The sequence below is a fragment of the Synechococcus sp. 1G10 genome (assembly GCF_002252625.1).
Classification (GTDB): Bacteria; Cyanobacteriota; Cyanobacteriia; order PCC-6307; family Cyanobiaceae; genus Regnicoccus_A.
On the sequence record NZ_NQKW01000033.1, the window covers coordinates 1 to 18,607 of the forward strand.

The window sequence follows — 18,607 nt, forward strand, 5'->3', positions numbered from 1 at the left end:
GGCAGAAGGCTGGGCCAATGGACGGGAGCAGTCCCGATAAAACCGGCACCAGCATGGCCGCACCAGCTCCCTTGTGCCTGACTTTCAGTCGGCCCTGTGAGGCAGGCCGCCGTGGGGGAGCTGGTGATGCGGCAGGGGGAACCGGCCGACAGCCTGATGCTGCTCACCAAAGGCAAGGTGGCGATCCAGATCCGGCTGATCGAAGCAGAGCCCCACACCCTCGCCGTGATCGAGGCCGAGGAATTGCTGGGGGAGATGGGGCTGTTCGGCTCAGGTCAGCACTCCGCCGATGTGCGGGTGGTGGAGGGCCCCGCCGAACTGGTGGAGGTGAGCGGCGACAAGTTTCTCAAGACCCTGCTCTTCGATGTCGACCTGGCCATGGAGATGCTGGCGCTGGTGAGCCAGCGCTGCATGCGCAGCAATGAGGTAATCGGCCTGCTGCTCGATGGTATCGCCGCCAGCGAGCGGGGGGACACCGATCAACTGAGACGACTGGCGACAGAGATTCAACCCCTCAATTACTGCCTGAGCAAGGCGATGGATCGGTTGCTGGCGATTGGCCAAGGCCGCTCCAGCCATCCACCCGGCTCCACTGGCTGATCTCCCCGCTCAGCGAGGGAAGGCCTGCAGCAGCCCGCCGGAGCCCACAGGAGCGAGGTTAACCAGAATCAGCACCCAGATCACTTTGCAGGCCAGGTGCAGTAACTGATCGATCCCAAGTCCATAGCGGTGGCGACACTTGCCGTAATCGATCAGGGCGTGAATAGCCCACTCGGCCAGACCGAGCCAGACCACACCAGTGAGCCAGGTCACGACGAAGGCATGGATGCCGGTATGGGCGAGCAGCCACCAGGGCCAGGGGAGCGTGTGATCCTTCCCTGGGCACTTCTCCACCGCCATTCGATCACTCTGAAGGCCGAAGTCGGCGACGAAGTGGCCCATGGCCAGCAAGGCAAACAACCCGAAGCCTGAGATGGCCTGGGCGCCGTCTGATGACATCACCGTGGTCATAGATCCATTCAGCATGCCGCCTCACGGTCCATGGCGATGGGGTGCATGGTCACCCTTGATCCTGGAGCGGCCATCAGCGGGCACAGAAGCGCACCACCATGCCGAGCCGAGCCGTGGGCGCCGGCAGTTCACCGGCATCAAAAGCCGGGACGGCGTCAGCCGCCATCCCCCTGGCCTGGACCGGCTGGAACCCACCATCGATCTGCACCTCCAGGGGCGTTGGTATCCCCAGGCCCATGGTCTCGGCCAGCTCTCTGGCCTGGAGCAGCGCATCCTGATAAGCGAGCCTCAGCAGCTGGCGGCGCACGCTGGTATCACTGGTCTGATCCGCCTGAGCCGACACCGGGCTGAGCAGCACTCCGGGCAGCGCCCCCACCTCCCGGACCAGGGCCTGCAGTCGGGGCGGGGCCAGCTCCCCGCTCACCTGAAGGCTGGCCTCCACCGCCGCCGGCCGTTTCGGGCTTGCCGGCCTCTGCCAGCTGGAGGGCGAACTCACCACCAGCTCCTTCACCTGCAAGCGCTGAAGGGCCTGGCGCACTGCGGCCAGGCGCCGCTGCAGCTCGCCCAGGGCCCCGTCCGCCGTGGCTGCCTCCGTTGAGAGGGCCAGGGATAGTTTGATCACGTCGATTGTGAGCTTTTGCTCGGCATTGCTGCGGGCTTCAAGCAGGGTGCCATCGCAGCGCAACTGCACCTGCTGGGCTGCCACCTGCGGAGCCCATTGGAGCAGGATCAGGGCCAGGGGCAGCGCCCCCAGGGGGCAAACGGGACGGACCATGGGCTCTCGATGGCAGAGGGGATGGAGAACGGTCCAAGCCTGGGGGTGGCTGGTTTGATTCAGAACGGTTCCGCCCGTCACCATTATCCTGCTTGCCAGCGAGCCAGGCCATAGCCCGGCTCGCTGGCGTCGTTTGACTGCTGAACCCAAGAATGCCCGTGCTGGAGGTGTGGCTCACCGCCATCGTCTTGATGGTATTGCTGCTGCCTCTGCGGCTCCTCGTCAGGCGGCTGCGCCTGCCGAAGCTGCCACTCCAGCTGGCGACCCTGGCGATCCTGAGCTGGGCGTTGGTGCGCACCCTGCCGCTGCTCGTCCTGCCTGCCCAATACCAGGCCTGGATCTCCACCCTCGACGAATTGATGTTCAGCTATCTGGGCATCCGCATGGCCCTCTGGGGATTCCTGGAGCTGCCAGCTGCGCTGGGTCTGAGGAAACAACCGGCCCAGATCCTGCTGCAGTTGTTGATGCTGGGCGGTGGCACGGTGGCCACAGTGATCGTGGTGCAGGAGCAGGCCAAATTCAATCTCGTCAGCCTGGTTACCACCTCAGCCGTGCTCACCGCCATGCTGGGCCTTGCCGCCCAGGAGCCCCTCAAGGACCTCTTCGCCGGCCTCGAACTTCAGTTCGACGATGTCTTCTCAGTGGGAGATTTCCTCGACCTGGGCGATGGGACTCTGGGGGTGGTGGTGTCGATCAACTGGCGTGACACCTGTCTGCGCGACCTCACGGGCGCCCTGGTGGTGGTGCCGAACACCAAGATCACCCAAGTGGTGGTACGCAATTACGTGGCCTTTGGGGCCATGGGTAACCGCTTCCAGCTCGGGCTCGATTACTCCCTGCCCCCCTCGAGGGCCAGACAGCTGCTGCTGGATGTTCTGGATAAACATCCCCGAGTGCTCAATCAGCCCGCACCTGCGGTGCGGGTGGAGGCTTTTGCCGACAGTGCAATCACCTACGACCTCGTGGCCTTCCAGCAGCCGGGAAACCTTGGAGATCTGCTCGACCTGCGCAGCGAACTGCTTGAGCAGATCTGGTTCACCCTGGAGCGGGCCGGCCAGAGCGTGCCCTATCCGGTGCGGGAGCTGCGGCCGAAACGCACCATCCTCGACTCCGGACATCCCGAGCAGCGCAGCCTGCAGGAGCGGCGTAGCCTTCTCAGCCGCAACCCCCTGTTCGGCGACCTGAGCGAGGAGGAGATGCTGCAACTGGCCACCTCCACCCGCTGTCTACGATTCGCACCGGGGGAATTGGTAGTTCGTGAGGGTAACCGCGGCGATTCACTCTTCCAGGTGGTGCAGGGGCTGGTGGAGGTGGTCAAGAACCAGGATGACGCGGAGCCATTCCAGGTGGCCTGCCTCAAACCTGGCGATGTCTTCGGAGAAATGTCGATGCTTACCGACACCAACCGCAGTGCCACCGTTCGGGCCCTTGAGGAATGCGTGCTGCTTGAGGTGTCACGCCCAAGCCTGGGGCCCTTGCTGCAGCAGAATCCACCGCTGATGGACCGGCTGGCCCATCTGGTGAGCCAGCGCCGGGGCGAGCTGGAGGGGATGGAGCGGGAGAAGGTGAACCAACAGGAAAATCAGCTGCTCAAGCGCATGAAACAGCTCTTTGAGACGCTCACCCTCTGACCAGCGATCAGCTGGCGCTGTAGCACTTGGAGAAGGCGTCTTTGATCGCAGCGCTTTTGGGAAGGTCGCTCTGGCCTGTGGTGTGCCCGCTCAACAGGGCCGCGTACTGGCTGCGGCTGAGCTTGCCCTGGCTAACGAACTCGCCATCTGGGGAGAAACGAGCCACCTCACAGGCGCAGACGTAGGTGGTGTTGCCTGAGGGATCGCCGGCTACTGCCCCCCCAGAGCCGGAAGACGAGGGCTCCTGCTTCTCCTCGTAGCCGTCCTCAGGACCCACGTAGCCCTGGCCTTCCAGCACCACGAAATCGAACAGGCCGTCCTCGGCGCGGGTGAGCACGAAGGTGGTTCCCTTCACCCCGAGCACCTTGGTGCCGAGGCAAGCTTTCTGGGGACCGCTCACCAGCACGGCTCCCTTGTTCAGGCGGAAGCAGGCGTTGCCGAGCGTGATGACACTGGAGCGGCCCAGAAAGCCTGTGGCGCGTTGATCGAAGAGCAACTCAGCCCGGCTCTTGCCAGTGCGCACCTGCTGCCCGGAGCGGGCGACTTGATTCACACTGGCGGCCTTCCCATCGATGTAGACCTCACGACCATCCACCACCCGCTTGATGGTGGCCTGCTCGAACGCCGCAGCCTGCGTCGGGCCGGCGGGCGCCATCAGCACGGCTTGCAGCAGGCCAACTTGAAGGAGGCCTGCAAAGGTTGCAACAAGGCGATGGTTCATGAACCCTGGACGTGACCGATCCGTCAAAGGCTAGCCCTGTTTCTGCTGATAGAAATCCCTTGGCTTCATGGTGAACACTTCCTGGACGTCCTGGCCGCGGATCTCGAATTCACCCACCCGATCCAGGGCCCATTCCGGGGCGGCATGCTCCCCCACCACACGACTGAGAATGATGTCGCGTCCCGACTGCTTGGCCACGCCCTCCAATCGGCTGGCCATGTTCACCGTGTCACCGATCACGGTGTAGTCCATCCGCGAAGCGCAGCCGATGTTGCCGCTGATCACAGGCCCCGCACTCAGGATCATCACCTGCTCCCAGGGCTCCTTGCCCTGATCGGCCCAGCGTTGGTTCAGGGCCACCATCTTGTCCTGAAGCTCCAGAATCGCCTCCAGCGCCGACTGCACCTCCACCTCCATCCCTCGGTTCAGTGGGACTCCGAAGATCGCCAGAACCGCATCACCCATGTACTTGTCGATGATCGCTCCTTTGCGCTGAAGGGTATCAACGACAACAGCAAAATACTCATTGAGTTGCAGAACCAACTCGCTGGCTTTGCCCTCCTGGCTCATCTGGGTGCTGCGCTGGGTGAAGCCACGTACATCGCAGATGAACACCACCACATCCGATACCTTGCCTCCCAGCAGCTCATCGGCCTCCTCCGGCTGGCTGGCGATCTGAGCCGCCACCGCCGGCGAGAGGTAGCGCTCCAACATCCGGCGCAGGCGCAGCCTGTTCCACTGCAGCCGCACCGTGGCATCGCCGGCACTGACCAGACCGGTGGCGAAGGTGAACGCGGACAGTCCGAGCAGGCCGATACCGGCCCCGGTGGTGCTCAGCAGGATCAGTCCGACGTACACCATGCCACCGGCCAGCAGCGTCAGGTATCCGAGGCGCAGCTGCGGCTTCTCAGTTCTGGTGCTTGCCAGTCCTATGGCCAGTATCCCGAGGCCAAGCAAGGGGGCCAGATACCAGGCGAGGGGGGGGATGTAGAGGGCCCGGCCCTCCAGCCGGTTGGCGATCTCGGCGGCGTGAATCTCGACGCCAGGCATGCCCTCTGCACCCGCGAAGGCTGTCCGGTGGATGTCCTGGAGCACGCTGGCGGTGGGGCCGATCAACACCACCTGATTGCGGAAGGTGCCCTGCTCCTTGAGGCGGGCGAAGCTGCCTGACTCCAGCACCTCCCAGATCGGAATCGTGGGGATTGTGCGGGGCGGGCCGTAGGGATCGACCAGGGGCCGCCAGTTGGAGAGGATCGGCGGTGGCGGGATCTCCGCCAGCCGGCCCTTGGCGATCAGCTGGCTGGAGAGTCCAGCCGGTACATCCAGCATCCCCGACGTCCGCAGCTGCTCGGCATAGGTGCTGGGTCGCAGGCGGATGTAGCCATCGGGATCCTGAAGGCCATTGAGCAGCCCGGAGCTGCTGGGCCCCGCAGCCTCGCTGAGGAAGGGCATGGCGGAGCTGAGGGTGAGGCCACCCACCCGGCCGCGGCTCTCGAACACCTGGGCACCGAGCACCACCAGGCCGCTGTGGCGGCGGAGGGCCGTCGCCAGGGCCGCATCGTCCTCGGGGCCGTGGCTGCTGGGGGTATCAAAGAGAAGGTCGAAACCCACCGCCCGGGCGCCGGCGGAGAAGAGGCGATCCAGCACCCGGTCGTAGATCGCCCGCGGCCACGGCCAGTTCGCCAGGCGGCGTAGCTCCTTGTCCTGGCTGAGGTCGGCGTTCTGCCCCTGCACGAGGCTGTAGTCGTCAATGCCCACGATCACCACCCCGGTCGGGGGCTTGCGCGGACCACGCAGCTCCTGGCTGCGGGAGGAGAGATCCAGCTGCCAGCGCTCGTAGAGATCGGGGAAGAGCCCAAAGCCGAGGGCACAGGCGCCGGCCCATGCCACGAACACCCCGTAGCGCCGCAGCCAGTTGATCGCTCTGGGGGTCATGGGCACAGGGCTTTCAAAGGTGTTCCATCAAAGTGAGCTGATAGCTGGTGAGAGCGAGCTTGGTGCCCAGATCACGGGTGAGAGCCAGCAATAATTCAGTGACGGCATCAGGTTCCCACTGGCGCAGGTTATCGAAATCGTGGCGCTCCAGCACCCAGCAGCTGCCGTCGAGATCAGCTGTCACGTCGGCTGTGCGGGGCGTACCGGAGAGAAAGGCGATTTCCCCGAAGCACATTCCCTGCTCAAAGGTGGCCAGGCGAGATTCATAGATCTGCCCGTCACTGCCGCACAGTTCGACGGTGATGGTGAAGCGTCCCTCCCGCACCAGAAAAAGCTCATGGCCTGAATCGCCCTTCCTGATCACATGGTCGCCCTTGGCAAAGCTGCGGCACTGCATCAGATCGGCCAGGGTCTGGCGGTGGGCAGGGTGCAACATGCCCAGAAAACCCAGTGTCCGATCGATCTCCGAACTGAAGGGAGGGTTCTGACCCTCTCCTTTGCTTGAATCCAGCAGCAGATCTTCGGCCCACTCCAGGGCCTGATCCAGCTGCTCGAACTGGGGCATCTCCTCCTCTACCCCGACCACACTGAGCGTGCGGGGAAGGTTGAGATGGCGGGCCCGGGCCATCAGCACGACCACTCCCCGGCGCCGCAGGGCCGTGAGCTCATTGAGGAACAACCCTCTGGATTCCTCCGGAAGTTCCGTGACGTGGGCCACATCCAGCACCAGGATCCAGACATCGGACATGATCCCCCTGAGCTCGGAGAGCAGCCTCTCGATCGCTGCGAAATCGAGCACTCCCTGGGCATGCACGATCCGGATCGCGTCACGCCCCTCCTGCAGCAACCTGGCCTGATTCGATGCACGCCATCGCCGTGACTGGCGCTGGGACCCTTTGTAGGACCGCCGGATCGTGGAACTGGTCTGGGGATACTGATTGAAGAGACTGAGACCAAGCCCGTCGGCGAGCTCGTTGCAGACCGCAATGCCGCGCACGCTGTTGCCGAGTACATCGAGCGGCGGTGAATAGGTGGCGATGCCGAGCCTGCCGGGCACCACAGCCAGCACACCCCCACCCACGCCGCTCTTGGCCGGCATGCCCACGTCGTAGAGCCACTGACCGGCAAAGTCGTAGGTGCCACAGGTGGCCATCAGGGCCAGCATGCGCACCGTGATCTCGGGCGTGAGCGGGCGGGAGCCGGTGAAGGGATTGAGACCCTGACACGCCAGAGTGGCTGCCATCACCGCCAGATCGTGGCAGGTGACGGTGATCGCGCACTGTTTGAAATAGAGGTCAAGGGACTCCTCAGGATCATCCTCGATGATTTCGAAATTGCGCAGCAGGTGGCCGATGGCCCGATTGCGATGGCCGGTGGCCCGTTCCGACTGAAACACCGCCTGATCGATGCTGAGGCGACGCCCGGCCAGTTCACTGAAGTAGTCGAGCATAAGGGCTTCGGCCTGATCCGGGTCGTGGTTCCAGATCTGTGCTGTGGTGGCGATCGCCCCCGCGTTGATCATCGGATTGCGCGGACGGCCCGACTTCTGGTCAAGGCTGATGGCGTTGAAGGCATCTCCGGAGGGCTCCACCCCCACCTTGGAGGCCATGTGCTCGTCGGAGAACAACTTCAGGGCCAGTCCATAGGCAAACGGCTTGGAGATCGACTGGATTGTGAATGGTTTGCGGGTATCCCCCACCTCATAGACACGACCATCCACAGTGGTCATGGAGATACCGAAGTCCGAGGGATCAGCCTTGGCCAGTTCCGGGATGTAATCAGCAGGAGCGCCATCCTCCAGCCGTGAATAGCGCCGATGGAGATCCTCAAGCAGCCCCTGAACGATGTCTGATGTGCTGCCGGGAGAATCAATCATGCGATCAGGCTCCAGCGGGGCGTGGAAAGCCGCATGGCCCTGATACCACTCCCCAGCCAGGCGGTGGGTCTGTCGCAGTCGCTACATGAGCAGTCGCCCTGTGAGGCCGCTCACGAGAGCTGGCTGATCAGGTCAACGCGGGCCTGCTCCAGAGCCGGGTCGAGGGCGGCGGCATCGCGCCCGCCCGCCTGGGCCAGCTGGGGACGACCGCCGCCGCCGCCGCCGCAACGCTTCGCCACCGCGGCGATGAAGCTGCCGGCTTTCGGCCCGGCAGCGATCACCTCGGCGCCAAAGGCTGCCACCAACACCAGCTTGTCTGGATCCTCAGAGGCCGGCAGCCCGCCCAACACCACCGCCCCGGCCGAGCCCAGTCCGTCCTGGAGTTGCTGGGCGGCGGTCTGCAGGGCGGCACCCTCCACCCCATCCAGCCGTGCCACCAGCACACGGAACCTCCCCACCTCCAAGGCACCGGCGGCCAGAGCCGAGGCCCTGGCCAGAGCCAGCTCGGAGCGGGCCGCCGCCAGCGACCTGGCACAGGCCCTCAGCTCGTCCTGGAGGCTGCTCACCCGCTCGAGGATCTCCCCGGGCTGCACTTTGAAGCGATCTCCAAGGGCTCGCACCACGGTGTCGCGTTCCTTGAGGTAGTCGAGAACCGCCGGACCGGCCACCGCCTCGATGCGACGGATGCCGGCGGCCACTCCGCTCTCGCTCACGATCCGGAACAGACCGATCTCCGCGGTGTTGGCCACATGGGTGCCACCACAGAGCTCCATCGACACCCCAGGGACGTCCACCACCCGCACCGTATCCCCATACTTTTCGCCGAACATGGCCACAGCTCCAGCCGAGCGGGCCCGCTCCAGCTCCATCTCGTGCACCTCCAGAGCGTGGGCGTCGCTGATCCAGCCGTTGATCAGTTCCTCGATCCGCTCCAGATCCTCGGGACTGATGGCGTGGGGGCAGTGAAAGTCGAAGCGCAGCCGCTCGAAATCCACCAGGGAACCGGCCTGGGCGATCGAGCGATCCACCAGTTGCTTCAGGGCCGCCTGCAGCAGATGGGTGGCAGTGTGATGGGCCTGGACCCTGCGGCGGCAGGCGCGGTCCACCAGGGCGGTGAGCGTGTCGCCCAGGGCCAGCTCGCCCCGCTCGATCCGGCCGTGGTGAACGATCAGCTTGCGCTGGTGGCTGACCGCTTCGATCCGCACGATCACACCTGCTTCGGGGCCAGCCCCAGGCACGCCACCGGCCAGCACGCCACGATCGCCGATCTGGCCTCCGGATTCGCCGTAGAACGGGGTGGAATCCAGCACGATCTGCACGGCATCCCCCGCCCGGGCTCCCTGGGCCGGCTCCCCGTTCACCACCAGGGCCATCACCTGGCTGGGATGCTCCAGGGCCTCGTAACCGCGGAAATCAGTGGCGGGCAACTGCTCGGCCATGGCCTCGATCGCCCCCTGCAGGGTGAGATCAAGGCGGACCGCCGCGGCTTTGGCCCGTTGGCGCTGGGCCTCCATCGCGGCCTCGAAACCGGCCAGGTCGACCGCCAGCCCGTGCTCCTCGGCGATCTCCTCAGTGAGCTCCAGGGGGAAGCCGTAGGTGTCGTAAAGCTCGAAGGCCTGATCACCGCTGATCTGGCTCGGCCCTGCGGAGAGCACATCCGCGAGCAGCTTCTCGCCGCGCTCGAGGGTTTCGAGGAACCTCGCCTCCTCCCGGGCCAGCTCGGCCATGATTGCGTCGCGCCGCTCCACCAGCTGGGGATAGGCATCCACCATCAAGGCGATCGCCGCCTCCCCCATCGCCGTGAGGAAGGGTGTGGTGATCCCCAGCAGGCGGCCATGGCGCACCACCCGCCTCAGCAGGCGCCGCAGGATGTAACCCCGGCCCAGATTGGAGGCGGTCACCCCATCGGCGATCAGCTGGGTGATGGCGCGGCTGTGGTCGCCGATCACCTTCAGGGAGGTCTGGCCGCGGGCGTCGAGCTGGCGGTAGTTGACACCAGCCAGGGTGGCGGCGGTTTCGATCAGGGGGTAGATGAGGTCGGTTTCGTAGTTGTTCGCCGCCCCCTGCAGGATCTGGGCCATGCGCTCGAGGCCCATGCCGGTGTCGATGTTCTGGTTCTCCAGCGGCGTGAGGTTGCCCTCGGCGTCGCGATTGAACTGCATGAACACCAGGTTGTAGAACTCGATGAAACGACTGTCGTCCTCCAGATCGAGAGGCTCATCGCCCAGCTCGGGGCGGAAGTCGTAGTAGATCTCGGAGCAGGGGCCGCAGGGGCCGGTGGGGCCTGACACCCAGAAGTTATCGGCCTCCCCCAGGCGCACGATGCGCCGAGGATCGACTCCCACCGTGTCGCGCCAGATCGCCGCAGCCTCCTCGTCGTCGCGAAAGACGCTCACCACAAGGTGCTTCGGATCGAGGCCGAAAACCGTGGTCACGAGCTCCCAGGCCCAGGTCATCGCCTCGGTCTTGAAGTAGTCGCCGAAGGAGAAGTTGCCCAGCATCTCGAAGAACGTGTGATGCCGGGCCGTGCGGCCCACGTTCTCGATGTCGTTGGTGCGGATGCACTTCTGGCTGCTGGTGGCCCGCGGCGCCGGGCGCTCGGCCTGCCCCAGGAACACCGGTTTGAAGGGCAGCATGCCGGCGATGGTGAGCAGCACCGTGGGGTCGTCGGGCACCAGCGAGGCGCTGGCCATGCGTCGATGCCCCCGGGCTTCGTAGAAGGCCAGGAAGGCCTCGCGGATCTCAGCACCGCTGTGGGGGCCTGAGCGCCGCTCGGAGCGGCTGGATGAGGTGGCAGCCATGGCCGGACGCGGCAAATCAACCCTGGAGAGGGCATGATCGCCCAGCACAGGCCCTTCCCGATCCGCGCTGTCCCCGTGCCCGCCCTGACAGCCCCAACCGACCACCGCGCCCAGCTGCGCCTGCGCTCGATCGCCTGGGCCCTGCTGGCTGGCGCCACCGCCCTGGCCCTGGCGCTGGTCCTGGGGCTGGGGCCGGCCCTGCGGGCGGGGGGGTGTGGCTTCTTCTACGGCCTGCTGGCCTTTCACCTGCAGCGTGTGGATCCCGACGACAGCCACCTGCAGGCGGGTCTGGTGGGGGCGGTCTGCGGCATCCGCAGCCTGGGCACAAGCCCCGAGCTGCCGGCCTTGGCGGAGCTCCTGGACCAGGGAGGGCTGCGTCTGCTGCCGGGGCTGGCGCTGGAGCTGCTCCTGGCCTGGCTGCCTCTCTGGCTGCCCCTGGCAGGCAGCGCCCTGTTGCTCCAGGCCCTGCAGCGCTGGCTGCCGCCTCTGCGGCCGTGAGTTGGGGCCTGGGGGCGCGTCATCCGGCAGAGTGCCCTGGGAGTCGCCACGCTCACGCGAGCCGAGGCGATGTCCGTGGTCAATGTCCGTGGTTGCTGCCGGTGTTCACGATGCGACGCCACACCTGGTCTGAGCGAGCCCAGCGGCCATGAGCCTGCTGCACGCCACTTGGCTGTCGGCCGACACCGCCGCCGTGCCCGCCCTTGGAGGCGGCTACCGCCCGGGCCTGCTGCTCTGGGCCGACACCTGGCGGGTGGCGGAACCCCAGGCCCCAGGCAGCGAGCCGCCCCTGCACCCCCTCAGCCTCGATCAGGACGACCTGGGCGCCTGGCTGGAAGAAGCGGACCTCTGGACTGAGGATTTCCGTCCGGCCGGAGCCACCCTCTGCCTGCCCAGCCGCCGGCAGACAGCCAGGGGCAAAAAGAAAACCGACAGCAGCAGCTGGAGCGGCCTGCCCCTGCAGGCAGGCGAGCCGCTGCCGAAATCGGTGGAGTGGTGGCCCTGGCGAGTGGAGGGCTGGTGGCTGGAGCCCGGCGCCGCCACCCTCTGGCTGGGGCGCCTGCCCCTCTCGGGGGACCATCCCGACCTGGCCGATGACCTGCGCTGGTGGAGCCACCTGCAGCGCTGGTCCCTGAGTTTGCTGGCCCGGGGCCGGCTGCTGCCCCAGGTGGAGGAAGGCCGCGCCCGCTGGCTGCCCCTGATCAACCGCGAAGACGACCGGCGCCGGCTGGAGGATCTGGCTTCGCGTCTGCCCCAAGTGGCGGTGGCGGCCCTGGAGCCGGGCCAGGGGGACGCCGGTGTGGCGATGGCGTGCTGGCGGCCGGGGTCCGGCCGGCGGCGGCTGGCCTCGATCCTCACCCACCTGGTGGATGCCCGCATGCGTGCGGGCTTCATCCCCACCGAGGCAGGGCTGGATCCGCTGCTTGCGGCCTGGCAGCGGGCCCTCGGTCCCGGGGATGGCCGCCTCGACCTGGGCAACGACGACTGCGAGCGCCTGCAGGTGGCCACCCACCACTGGCGCGAAGCGGTGGCCGGGCGGGTGGAGCCGGCCCGTGCCTGCCTTGAACTCGACACCCCCGGCGAGGGAGAGGATCTCTGGCCCCTGCGCTTCAGCCTGCAGGCCGAGGCCGACCCCAGCCTGCTGCTGCCTGCCGCCGGGGTCTGGGCCGCCGGGGCCGGCTGCCTGCAGCTGGGTGAGACCGAACTCCAGCAGCCCGGTGAACTGCTGCTGGAGGGCCTGGGCCGTGCCCTGCAGGTGTTCGAGCCGATCGAGCGGGGTCTCGACACGGCCACACCGGAGCGGATGGAGCTCACCCCGGCCGAAGCCTTCGTGCTGGTGCGCACTGCCGCTGTGAAACTGCGCGACGTGGGTGTCGGCGTGGTGCTGCCCCCCAGCCTCAGCGGTGGTCTGGCCAGCCGGCTCGGCCTCTCGATCGAGGCCGATCTGCCGGAGCGCTCCCGCGGTTTCAGCCTCGGTGAAAGCCTGCAGTCAAGCTGGGAGCTGATGATCGGCGGCGTCACGCTCACCCTGCGTGACCTGGAGCGGCTGGAGGGCAAGCGCAGCCCGCTCGTGCAGCACAAGGGGGCCTGGATCGAGCTGCGGCCAGGTGATCTGCGCAACGCCCAGAAGTTCTGCGCCCTTGATCCGGTCCTCAGCCTCGATGACGCTCTGCGCCTGACCGGCAACGAGGGGGAGACCCTGCAGCGGCTGCCGGTGCATCGCTTCACGGCCCGCCCGAGGCTGAAGGCAGTGCTGGAGCAGTACCACCAGCAGAAGGCCCCTGATCCCCTGCCGGCTCCCGAAGGCTTCGCCGGCCAGCTGAGGCCATACCAGGAACGTGGCCTTGGCTGGCTGGCCTTCCTGCACCGCTTCGATCAGGGGGCCTGCCTGGCCGACGACATGGGCCTGGGCAAGACGATCCAGCTGCTGGCATTCCTGCAGCACCTCAAGGCGGAGCAGGAACTGAAGCGGCCCGTGCTGCTGGTGGCCCCCACCTCGGTGCTCACCAACTGGCTGCGGGAAGCCAAGGCCTTCACCCCGGAACTGAACGTGCTTGAGCACTACGGCCCCCGGCGTCCCTCCACCCCCGCCGCCCTCAAGACCAAGCTGGAGGGTGTGGATCTGGTGCTCACCAGTTACGGCCTGTTGCAGCGCGACTGCGAGTTGCTGAGCAGCCTCGACTGGCAGGGGCTGGTGATCGATGAGGCTCAGGCCATCAAGAATTCATCGGCACGACAGTCGCAGGCTGCCCGTGAACTGGCGCGCCCGCTCAAACAGAGCCGCTTCCGCATCGCCCTCACCGGCACCCCGGTGGAGAACCGAGTGAGCGAGCTCTGGGCGCTGATGGACTTTCTCAACCCCAAGGTGCTGGGGGAGGAGGAATTCTTCCGCCAGCGCTACCGACTGCCGATCGAGCGCTACGGCGACATGGCCTCGGTACGCGACCTCAAGGCCCGGGTGGGACCGTTCATCCTGCGGCGCCTCAAGACCGACCGCTCGATCATCTCCGACCTGCCCGAGAAGGTGGAACTGAGCGAGTGGGTGGGACTCTCTCCCGAGCAGGTCAAGCTCTACCGCCGCACCGTGGAGGAGACGCTCGATGCGATCGCGCGGGCACCGCTTGGCCAGAAGCACGGTCAGGTGCTGGGGCTGCTCACCAAGCTCAAGCAGGTCTGCAACCATCCGGCCCTGATGCTGAAGGAAGGCGAGGTGGGAGCCGGCTTCAGCGCCCGTTCGGCCAAGTTGCAGCGACTCGAGGAAATCGTGGAGGAGGTCATCGCGGCCGGCGACCGCGCACTTCTGTTCACTCAGTTCGCCGAATGGGGCCACCTGCTTCAGGCCCACCTGCAGCAGCGCTTCCACCAGGAGGTGCCCTTTCTTTATGGCAGCACCAGCAAGGGGGAGCGTCAGGCGATGGTGGATCGCTTCCAGGACGACCCGCGCGGCCCGCAGCTGTTCCTGCTCTCGCTCAAGGCAGGCGGCGTGGGCCTCAACCTCACCCGGGCCAGCCACGTGTTCCACATCGACCGCTGGTGGAATCCGGCGGTGGAGAACCAGGCCACCGACCGCGCCTACCGCATCGGCCAGACCAACCGGGTGATGGTGCACAAGTTCATCACCAGCGGCTCGGTGGAGGAGAAGATCGACCGCATGATCCGCGAGAAGGCCCGTCTGGCGGAAGACATCGTCGGCAGCGGCGAGGAGTGGCTCGGAGGCCTCGATCCCGGACAACTGCGCGACCTGGTGGCCCTGGAGGAGTGATCCGCCGAAGCGGACGCAACGCAAAAGGTGTGCCCTGAACCCCGCCCGCCACTGGCGACGGCTGGAATGCTGATGCACGCAGACACAGCGGCGACGATGGCGGAGCAAGCGGCCGGAGAGGTGGTGGGACGGGTTGAGGCGCTGTGGCGCTACCCGGTGAAATCGATGCTGGGCGAATCTCTCCAGGTAGCGAAAGTGGGGCCGTCAGGCCTCCTCGGCGACCGGGCCTACGCCCTCTGGGACCATGCCACCAGCCGGGTGGCCAGCGCCAAGAATCCACGGCTCTGGCAGAACCTGCTTGGCTTCATGGCCCGCTGCCTGGAATCGGCCGATCCAGCCTCGGGCCAAACAGGTGTGACGATCACGGCTCCCGCTGAGGGGGAAGTGGGAGCAGAGCGCGCCAGAGTGCTCAGCAGCGATCCAGACGTGAACAGCTGGCTCTCCCAACGCCTGGGACGGCAGGTGAGCCTTCTGGATCAGGCCCCAGAGGGGGCGAGCCTCGATCAGTACTGGCCACCGGTGCAGGAGCGGGCCTTTCAGGATGTGGTCAATGAACTGGTGCTTCCAAGCGGCACCTTTTTCGATTCCTGCCCAATCCATGCCATCAGCACCGCAAGCCTGGAGCGGCTGCGACAGCTGGAGCCCGAGCTCGATTTCGCTGTGGAGCGTTTCCGCCCCAACCTGCTGATCCGCCCGGAGCCGGGTGTCAGCGGCTTCGTGGAGGAGTCGTGGATCGGGCGCAGCCTGATGGTGGGAGAGACCCTGCGCCTGCAGGTGAGCGATGGCTGCCCGCGCTGCGTCGTGACCACCCTCAGCCAGGGCGACCTACCGGACAACCTGGAGATTCTGCGGGCCACAGCGCGCCACAACAACGTGGTGGCCGGCATTCGCTTGAGCGTCAGCGAACCCGGCGAAATGAGCGTGGGGGATCCGGTACGCCTGCTGGACTGAGGGCAGAGATGCAAGCCTCTGGGATGCCTCAGATCTCACTCAGCCAGGAGAACTGGCCACCACGAAGAGTGATGCACCCATCATACTGGGAGGAAGTACCTCTATATAAATCACAGTACTTCGCTTGCGGCTTGAAGCCGTAGCAGCTGTAGCCCACAAGCACAAGCAGCTGGAGTTCATCCTCGAAGCTGAGGATAACGAACACCTGCTCGGGATTGCTGAGATGATTGGAGCGGAGGAGGCACATCAGATGCTCATTTCAAGAAGACAGTGGCTCCCTATTATCAGAAGTCGGCAAAAGCAGATATCTCCTTACAAATGGCGATCACCCGCTTGATCAGCGTGAAGATCATGAACTTCACAGTGGCATGCTGGCTGCGAAGAGAGGCCTTCTCTCAATCCATCTTGGCGCGATGCACCCAGCGGTTGTCCTTGCACAAACTGGGATCGTTGAAGCACTGTAATCATTGAGTAGGCAGAGTGCAGCGCCATCAAAGTTGCGCTTTAGGCAGTTTCCCATTCCTTTGCCACAATCACATCTTCGCAAAAGTATTTCACCATCTCCCCTGGAGCAAAATGGCTTCAGCGATGAACAGGCCTCCTGGTGCTTTGACCTGACAACAGTCCATGGGCAACTGCAGAATCAAGTGAGCTATACGCCCGTTCTGACGGCTGGATCCCAGCTTCTTCCAGAGAAAGACAACAGCATCGCGCCAGAGCACAACCACATCCTGGTGAGTCCAGAACAGCACAATCGAGAGAAACTCAATAACAACTTCCGGCAGCGTTGCCCTCTTGACGTTTCTGGAGATCCAAGGCGTCGAGCCCACCAACAACGCCGCAGAGCAAGCGCTGCTCCAGTCGCCGATTCAGCGCAGGATCAGTCACGGCGTCCAATCAACCACCAGTTCAATCTGCCGCAGCCGTCTGCTCACGAATTCATGAACGTCTCAGCACACGCTGTCACTTTCTTCCAGCCCTCAGCACTGAGCGATCAGGGGTAAACTGACGCGTTAGACACTACGCCCTTTGGGCAGGTGCAGCAAAACATGCATAAACAATGGACGACAACACATTTTCACTAGCTCGCCATCAACTTGACGTACATATCGCTAAGTATTTGATCAAGTGAAGATTGCAACTACAGAAAAATGTCTTGCAGAACAACAAAATCCGAAGGTCTTCCGGCATGGTTGGAGCCTCAGTCGCAGTAGCAGCAGTAGCAGTAGCAGTAGCAGTAGCAGTAGCAGTAGCAGTAGCAGTAGCAGTAGCAGTAGCAGTAGCAGTAGCAGTAGCAGTCAGTCTGGGGATAGGCCCGCATGGTGGCGCAGGCAAGGGAGCTGCTATTCGAGCCCACTGCTGCGGCGCAGCAGCCCAGATCCGACGCCTGGCCCAACATGTGGAGTCGGTTCAGTCGGCGATGCTGGATCCCCAGGTGAGCGGGCCGAGCACTCCCTCCTGATTGGAGGCCGGCACGCCGTAGCTCTGGCTACGAATCACAGCCGCCTTCGTGCGTGGACCGAAGATGCCTTCCTCCGGACCGGCGTCGAAACCTTGGCGATTAAGGCCCTGCTGGAGGCGGAGCACGTCGGCCCCCCGATCACCCTGACGCAGGAATTCGCCCGGCAGCCGAGGCCAGGTAGGCGGACCCGGAGGCTTGGGCACCAGCGTCACCCAGGTCTGCGCACCCACGACACCGTCCACGGTGATGCCTCGATTGGCCTGAAAGTCACGAACGGCCTGCTCGGTCTTCGGGCCGAAATCGCCATCAAAACCGCCCAGTAAAGCGACGGATACTGGGCTACGGAAGTGCAGAAGGTATTGCAGATCGACAACTTCGGGGCCCTGGGAGCCTGTGCGCAGAACGGTGATGGCCATGGCTCTCCAGCTGATCACCCGATGGTATGCAGAGTTGAGCCAAGAGACCGTGAAGGAGCGTGAAGCCCGCTCAAGGAATGAGGCCACCCCCTACGTCATCGGCTGGCCCGCCTGAGCATGAACTGCCTGCTGTGGAGTCACAGCCGAAGGCATCGCGACGTTGGTCGAGCCTTGGCAAATAGGACTTCAGTGACCTTGCTCTGGGTCTGCCCGCAACAGCATGGGCGCATTTGAGTTGACAAGTATCACTGCGGGATGGGATATCGAGATTATCTCCGAAGTATCCATAGGTCTTATGCTTAGACTTGACGCCTGTCGCCAACTTCCAACGCCCCACTGAAGAGGAACAATGGGGATTGTTGCGTATTGGATCATGGCATCCTGCCTGAAGATCGACAGGCCCTCAGAACGGGACTTTGGCAGCCGGCTGGAACTTACTGGTGACATCACCCGACAGTGCAATATTGTCAGGGCTGATGATCATCACGGGAGAGCCAGGCGTCAGTTTGAATTTTGCGAGGTCGGCCCAGATCACGTTAGGGGCTGTCGTCAACTCAAAGAAATAGCGTTTGTCGGTGAGATTCGTTGCAGTGCGGTACTCGGTGTTGTAGATGACGAAACCCTTGTAGGGAGCACCGAACGGAACCGAGACATTGCGCGCAATCGCCAGGATGGCCGCCACGGCTTCGCGTTCACTGGTCGGCTTGGGCAACATCGCGGAGTAGTAGGCAGCACGTTGGAAGCGGTCGGCAGGGTTGACGTTGCCGGGCAATGGCATGGTGCTGCTCGGCTTCGAAAAATCCTGCCTTTTCAGAAGCACGAGCTGTTCCTCGTAGGTCGGATCATTGGTCATGATCCGCTACTGGCGCCCATGATGCACGACCTTCTTGCCCTGGACGAACTCGATGATCGCAGAATCACCGCTGGCGTCCTCGATCCCAAGGTAGACGTTGGCCTTATGTCCTTACGTCTCGACCATCACAACCTGGACTGCGTCTAGCAGCGTGAGCGCTTCCTTGACGGTGGCTGCATTGTCAAGCAGAAACTGCGCCCACAGTCCGGCCTGGATGTCTGGTTTGCCGGTGTCACGGGGACCGAAGTCGGTTGCATTGAGATAGAGCATGTGGGCGCCGAGGCCGCGCTCGTTAAGCCCGTCAGCCGTACAAATCCCGTATGCGTTCAGGGGGCAGGACAGCTCGCAGCGAACATCGCTACGGCTGAACCCTTGACGTCGGCGTGATTCCCGATTGCATCTCAGGCAGAGACTG

The 18,607-nt window shown here is 64.7% G+C and carries 14 protein-coding genes and 1 pseudogene; 6 read left to right on the forward strand and 9 right to left on the reverse strand.

Annotated elements, in window-relative coordinates; translation table 11 throughout:
- The first annotated feature begins 96 nt into the window (after nucleotides 1-96).
- Nucleotides 97-600 (forward strand): cyclic nucleotide-binding domain-containing protein, encoded by a 504-nt coding sequence (locus CJZ82_RS16450; RefSeq protein ID WP_233130336.1) that lies wholly within the window; start codon nucleotides 97-99, stop codon nucleotides 598-600.
- A 9-nt stretch (nucleotides 601-609) separates the two neighbouring features.
- Here CJZ82_RS16450 and CJZ82_RS16455 read toward each other — a convergent pair whose 3' ends face one another.
- Entirely contained in the window at nucleotides 610-1,026 is a 417-nt protein-coding gene (locus CJZ82_RS16455) for a DUF3307 domain-containing protein (RefSeq protein WP_369820112.1), read from the reverse strand.
- A gap of 58 nt (nucleotides 1,027-1,084) precedes the next feature.
- Nucleotides 1,085-1,786 (reverse strand): SIMPL domain-containing protein, encoded by a 702-nt coding sequence (locus CJZ82_RS16460; protein ID WP_233130337.1) that lies wholly within the window; start codon nucleotides 1,784-1,786, stop codon nucleotides 1,085-1,087.
- Nucleotides 1,787-1,938: 152 nt separating this feature from the next.
- Between CJZ82_RS16460 and CJZ82_RS16465 the strand changes: the two genes are divergently transcribed.
- On the forward strand, nucleotides 1,939-3,417 hold the full coding sequence (locus tag CJZ82_RS16465) for a mechanosensitive ion channel family protein (RefSeq protein ID WP_094556835.1): 1,479 nt from the start codon (nucleotides 1,939-1,941) through the stop codon (nucleotides 3,415-3,417).
- A 7-nt stretch (nucleotides 3,418-3,424) separates the two neighbouring features.
- Here the strand turns inward: CJZ82_RS16465 and CJZ82_RS16470 are convergent, their stop codons facing one another.
- The 4 genes from CJZ82_RS16470 to alaS all read right to left on the reverse strand — a co-directional run bounded on the left by CJZ82_RS16470 (nucleotide 3,425) and on the right by alaS (nucleotide 10,750).
- Nucleotides 3,425-4,072 (reverse strand): hypothetical protein, encoded by a 648-nt coding sequence (locus CJZ82_RS16470; protein WP_143593736.1) that lies wholly within the window; start codon nucleotides 4,070-4,072, stop codon nucleotides 3,425-3,427.
- Between the two features lie 96 nt (nucleotides 4,073-4,168).
- Nucleotides 4,169-6,073, reverse strand: coding sequence for a CHASE2 domain-containing protein (locus CJZ82_RS16475; RefSeq protein ID WP_094556837.1), 1,905 nt, complete (start codon nucleotides 6,071-6,073; stop codon nucleotides 4,169-4,171).
- A 13-nt stretch (nucleotides 6,074-6,086) separates the two neighbouring features.
- Nucleotides 6,087-7,949: a glutaminase A gene (glsA, locus tag CJZ82_RS16480; protein WP_094556838.1), complete on the reverse strand. Its 1,863-nt coding sequence runs from the start codon at nucleotides 7,947-7,949 to the stop codon at nucleotides 6,087-6,089.
- Nucleotides 7,950-8,059: 110 nt separating this feature from the next.
- Nucleotides 8,060-10,750 (reverse strand): alanine--tRNA ligase, encoded by a 2,691-nt coding sequence (gene alaS, locus CJZ82_RS16485; protein WP_094556839.1) that lies wholly within the window; start codon nucleotides 10,748-10,750, stop codon nucleotides 8,060-8,062.
- Between the two features lie 33 nt (nucleotides 10,751-10,783).
- On the opposite strand from alaS, the gene CJZ82_RS16490 reads away from it, so the two are divergent.
- From CJZ82_RS16490 to CJZ82_RS16500, 3 genes are all read left to right on the forward strand, one after another.
- On the forward strand, nucleotides 10,784-11,248 hold the full coding sequence (locus CJZ82_RS16490; protein WP_094556840.1) for a hypothetical protein: 465 nt from the start codon (nucleotides 10,784-10,786) through the stop codon (nucleotides 11,246-11,248).
- Between the two features lie 148 nt (nucleotides 11,249-11,396).
- On the forward strand, nucleotides 11,397-14,510 hold the full coding sequence (locus tag CJZ82_RS16495) for a DEAD/DEAH box helicase (RefSeq protein ID WP_094556841.1): 3,114 nt from the start codon (nucleotides 11,397-11,399) through the stop codon (nucleotides 14,508-14,510).
- Between the two features lie 66 nt (nucleotides 14,511-14,576).
- The gene (locus CJZ82_RS16500; RefSeq protein ID WP_233130338.1) at nucleotides 14,577-15,461 is read left to right on the forward strand and encodes an MOSC domain-containing protein; all 885 of its coding nucleotides are present in this window, start codon (nucleotides 14,577-14,579) and stop codon (nucleotides 15,459-15,461) included.
- Between the two features lie 554 nt (nucleotides 15,462-16,015).
- Here CJZ82_RS16500 and CJZ82_RS18750 read toward each other — a convergent pair.
- The gene (locus tag CJZ82_RS18750) at nucleotides 16,016-16,294 is read right to left on the reverse strand and encodes a hypothetical protein (protein WP_143593737.1); all 279 of its coding nucleotides are present in this window, start codon (nucleotides 16,292-16,294) and stop codon (nucleotides 16,016-16,018) included.
- Between CJZ82_RS18750 and CJZ82_RS19685 the strand changes: the two genes are divergently transcribed.
- Nucleotides 16,257-16,406, forward strand: a complete 150-nt coding sequence (locus CJZ82_RS19685; RefSeq protein ID WP_158218619.1) for a hypothetical protein — start codon at nucleotides 16,257-16,259, stop codon at nucleotides 16,404-16,406. The two genes, CJZ82_RS18750 and CJZ82_RS19685, sit on opposite strands and share 38 nt — an antisense overlap.
- A gap of 465 nt (nucleotides 16,407-16,871) precedes the next feature.
- On the opposite strand, the gene CJZ82_RS16520 is transcribed toward CJZ82_RS19685, so the two are convergent.
- Both CJZ82_RS16520 and CJZ82_RS16525 read right to left on the reverse strand, forming a co-directional pair.
- Entirely contained in the window at nucleotides 16,872-17,339 is a 468-nt protein-coding gene (locus tag CJZ82_RS16520; protein ID WP_094556845.1) for a peptidoglycan-binding protein, read from the reverse strand.
- A 403-nt stretch (nucleotides 17,340-17,742) separates the two neighbouring features.
- Nucleotides 17,743-18,462: pseudogene (locus tag CJZ82_RS16525) on the reverse strand (linear amide C-N hydrolase).
- Between the last annotated feature and the right edge of the window lie 145 nt (nucleotides 18,463-18,607).

What these genes read in the sequence shown, in the direction of transcription:
- CJZ82_RS16455 (WP_369820112.1), bottom strand. Translation starts at nt 1,026, where the DNA reads ATGCTGAATGGATCTATGACCACGGTGATGTCATCAGACGGCGCCCAG.
- CJZ82_RS16460 (WP_233130337.1), bottom strand. Translation starts at nt 1,786, where the DNA reads ATGGTCCGTCCCGTTTGCCCCCTGGGGGCGCTGCCCCTGGCCCTGATC.
- CJZ82_RS16465 (WP_094556835.1), top strand. Translation starts at nt 1,939, where the DNA reads ATGCCCGTGCTGGAGGTGTGGCTCACCGCCATCGTCTTGATGGTATTG.
- CJZ82_RS16470 (WP_143593736.1), bottom strand. Translation starts at nt 4,072, where the DNA reads ATGGCGCCCGCCGGCCCGACGCAGGCTGCGGCGTTCGAGCAGGCCACC.
- CJZ82_RS16475 (WP_094556837.1), bottom strand. Translation starts at nt 6,073, where the DNA reads ATGACCCCCAGAGCGATCAACTGGCTGCGGCGCTACGGGGTGTTCGTG.
- glsA (WP_094556838.1), bottom strand. Translation starts at nt 7,949, where the DNA reads ATGATTGATTCTCCCGGCAGCACATCAGACATCGTTCAGGGGCTGCTT.
- alaS (WP_094556839.1), bottom strand. Translation starts at nt 10,750, where the DNA reads ATGGCTGCCACCTCATCCAGCCGCTCCGAGCGGCGCTCAGGCCCCCAC.
- CJZ82_RS16490 (WP_094556840.1), top strand. Translation starts at nt 10,784, where the DNA reads ATGATCGCCCAGCACAGGCCCTTCCCGATCCGCGCTGTCCCCGTGCCC.
- CJZ82_RS16495 (WP_094556841.1), top strand. Translation starts at nt 11,397, where the DNA reads ATGAGCCTGCTGCACGCCACTTGGCTGTCGGCCGACACCGCCGCCGTG.
- CJZ82_RS16500 (WP_233130338.1), top strand. Translation starts at nt 14,577, where the DNA reads ATGCTGATGCACGCAGACACAGCGGCGACGATGGCGGAGCAAGCGGCC.
- CJZ82_RS16520 (WP_094556845.1), bottom strand. Translation starts at nt 17,339, where the DNA reads ATGGCCATCACCGTTCTGCGCACAGGCTCCCAGGGCCCCGAAGTTGTC.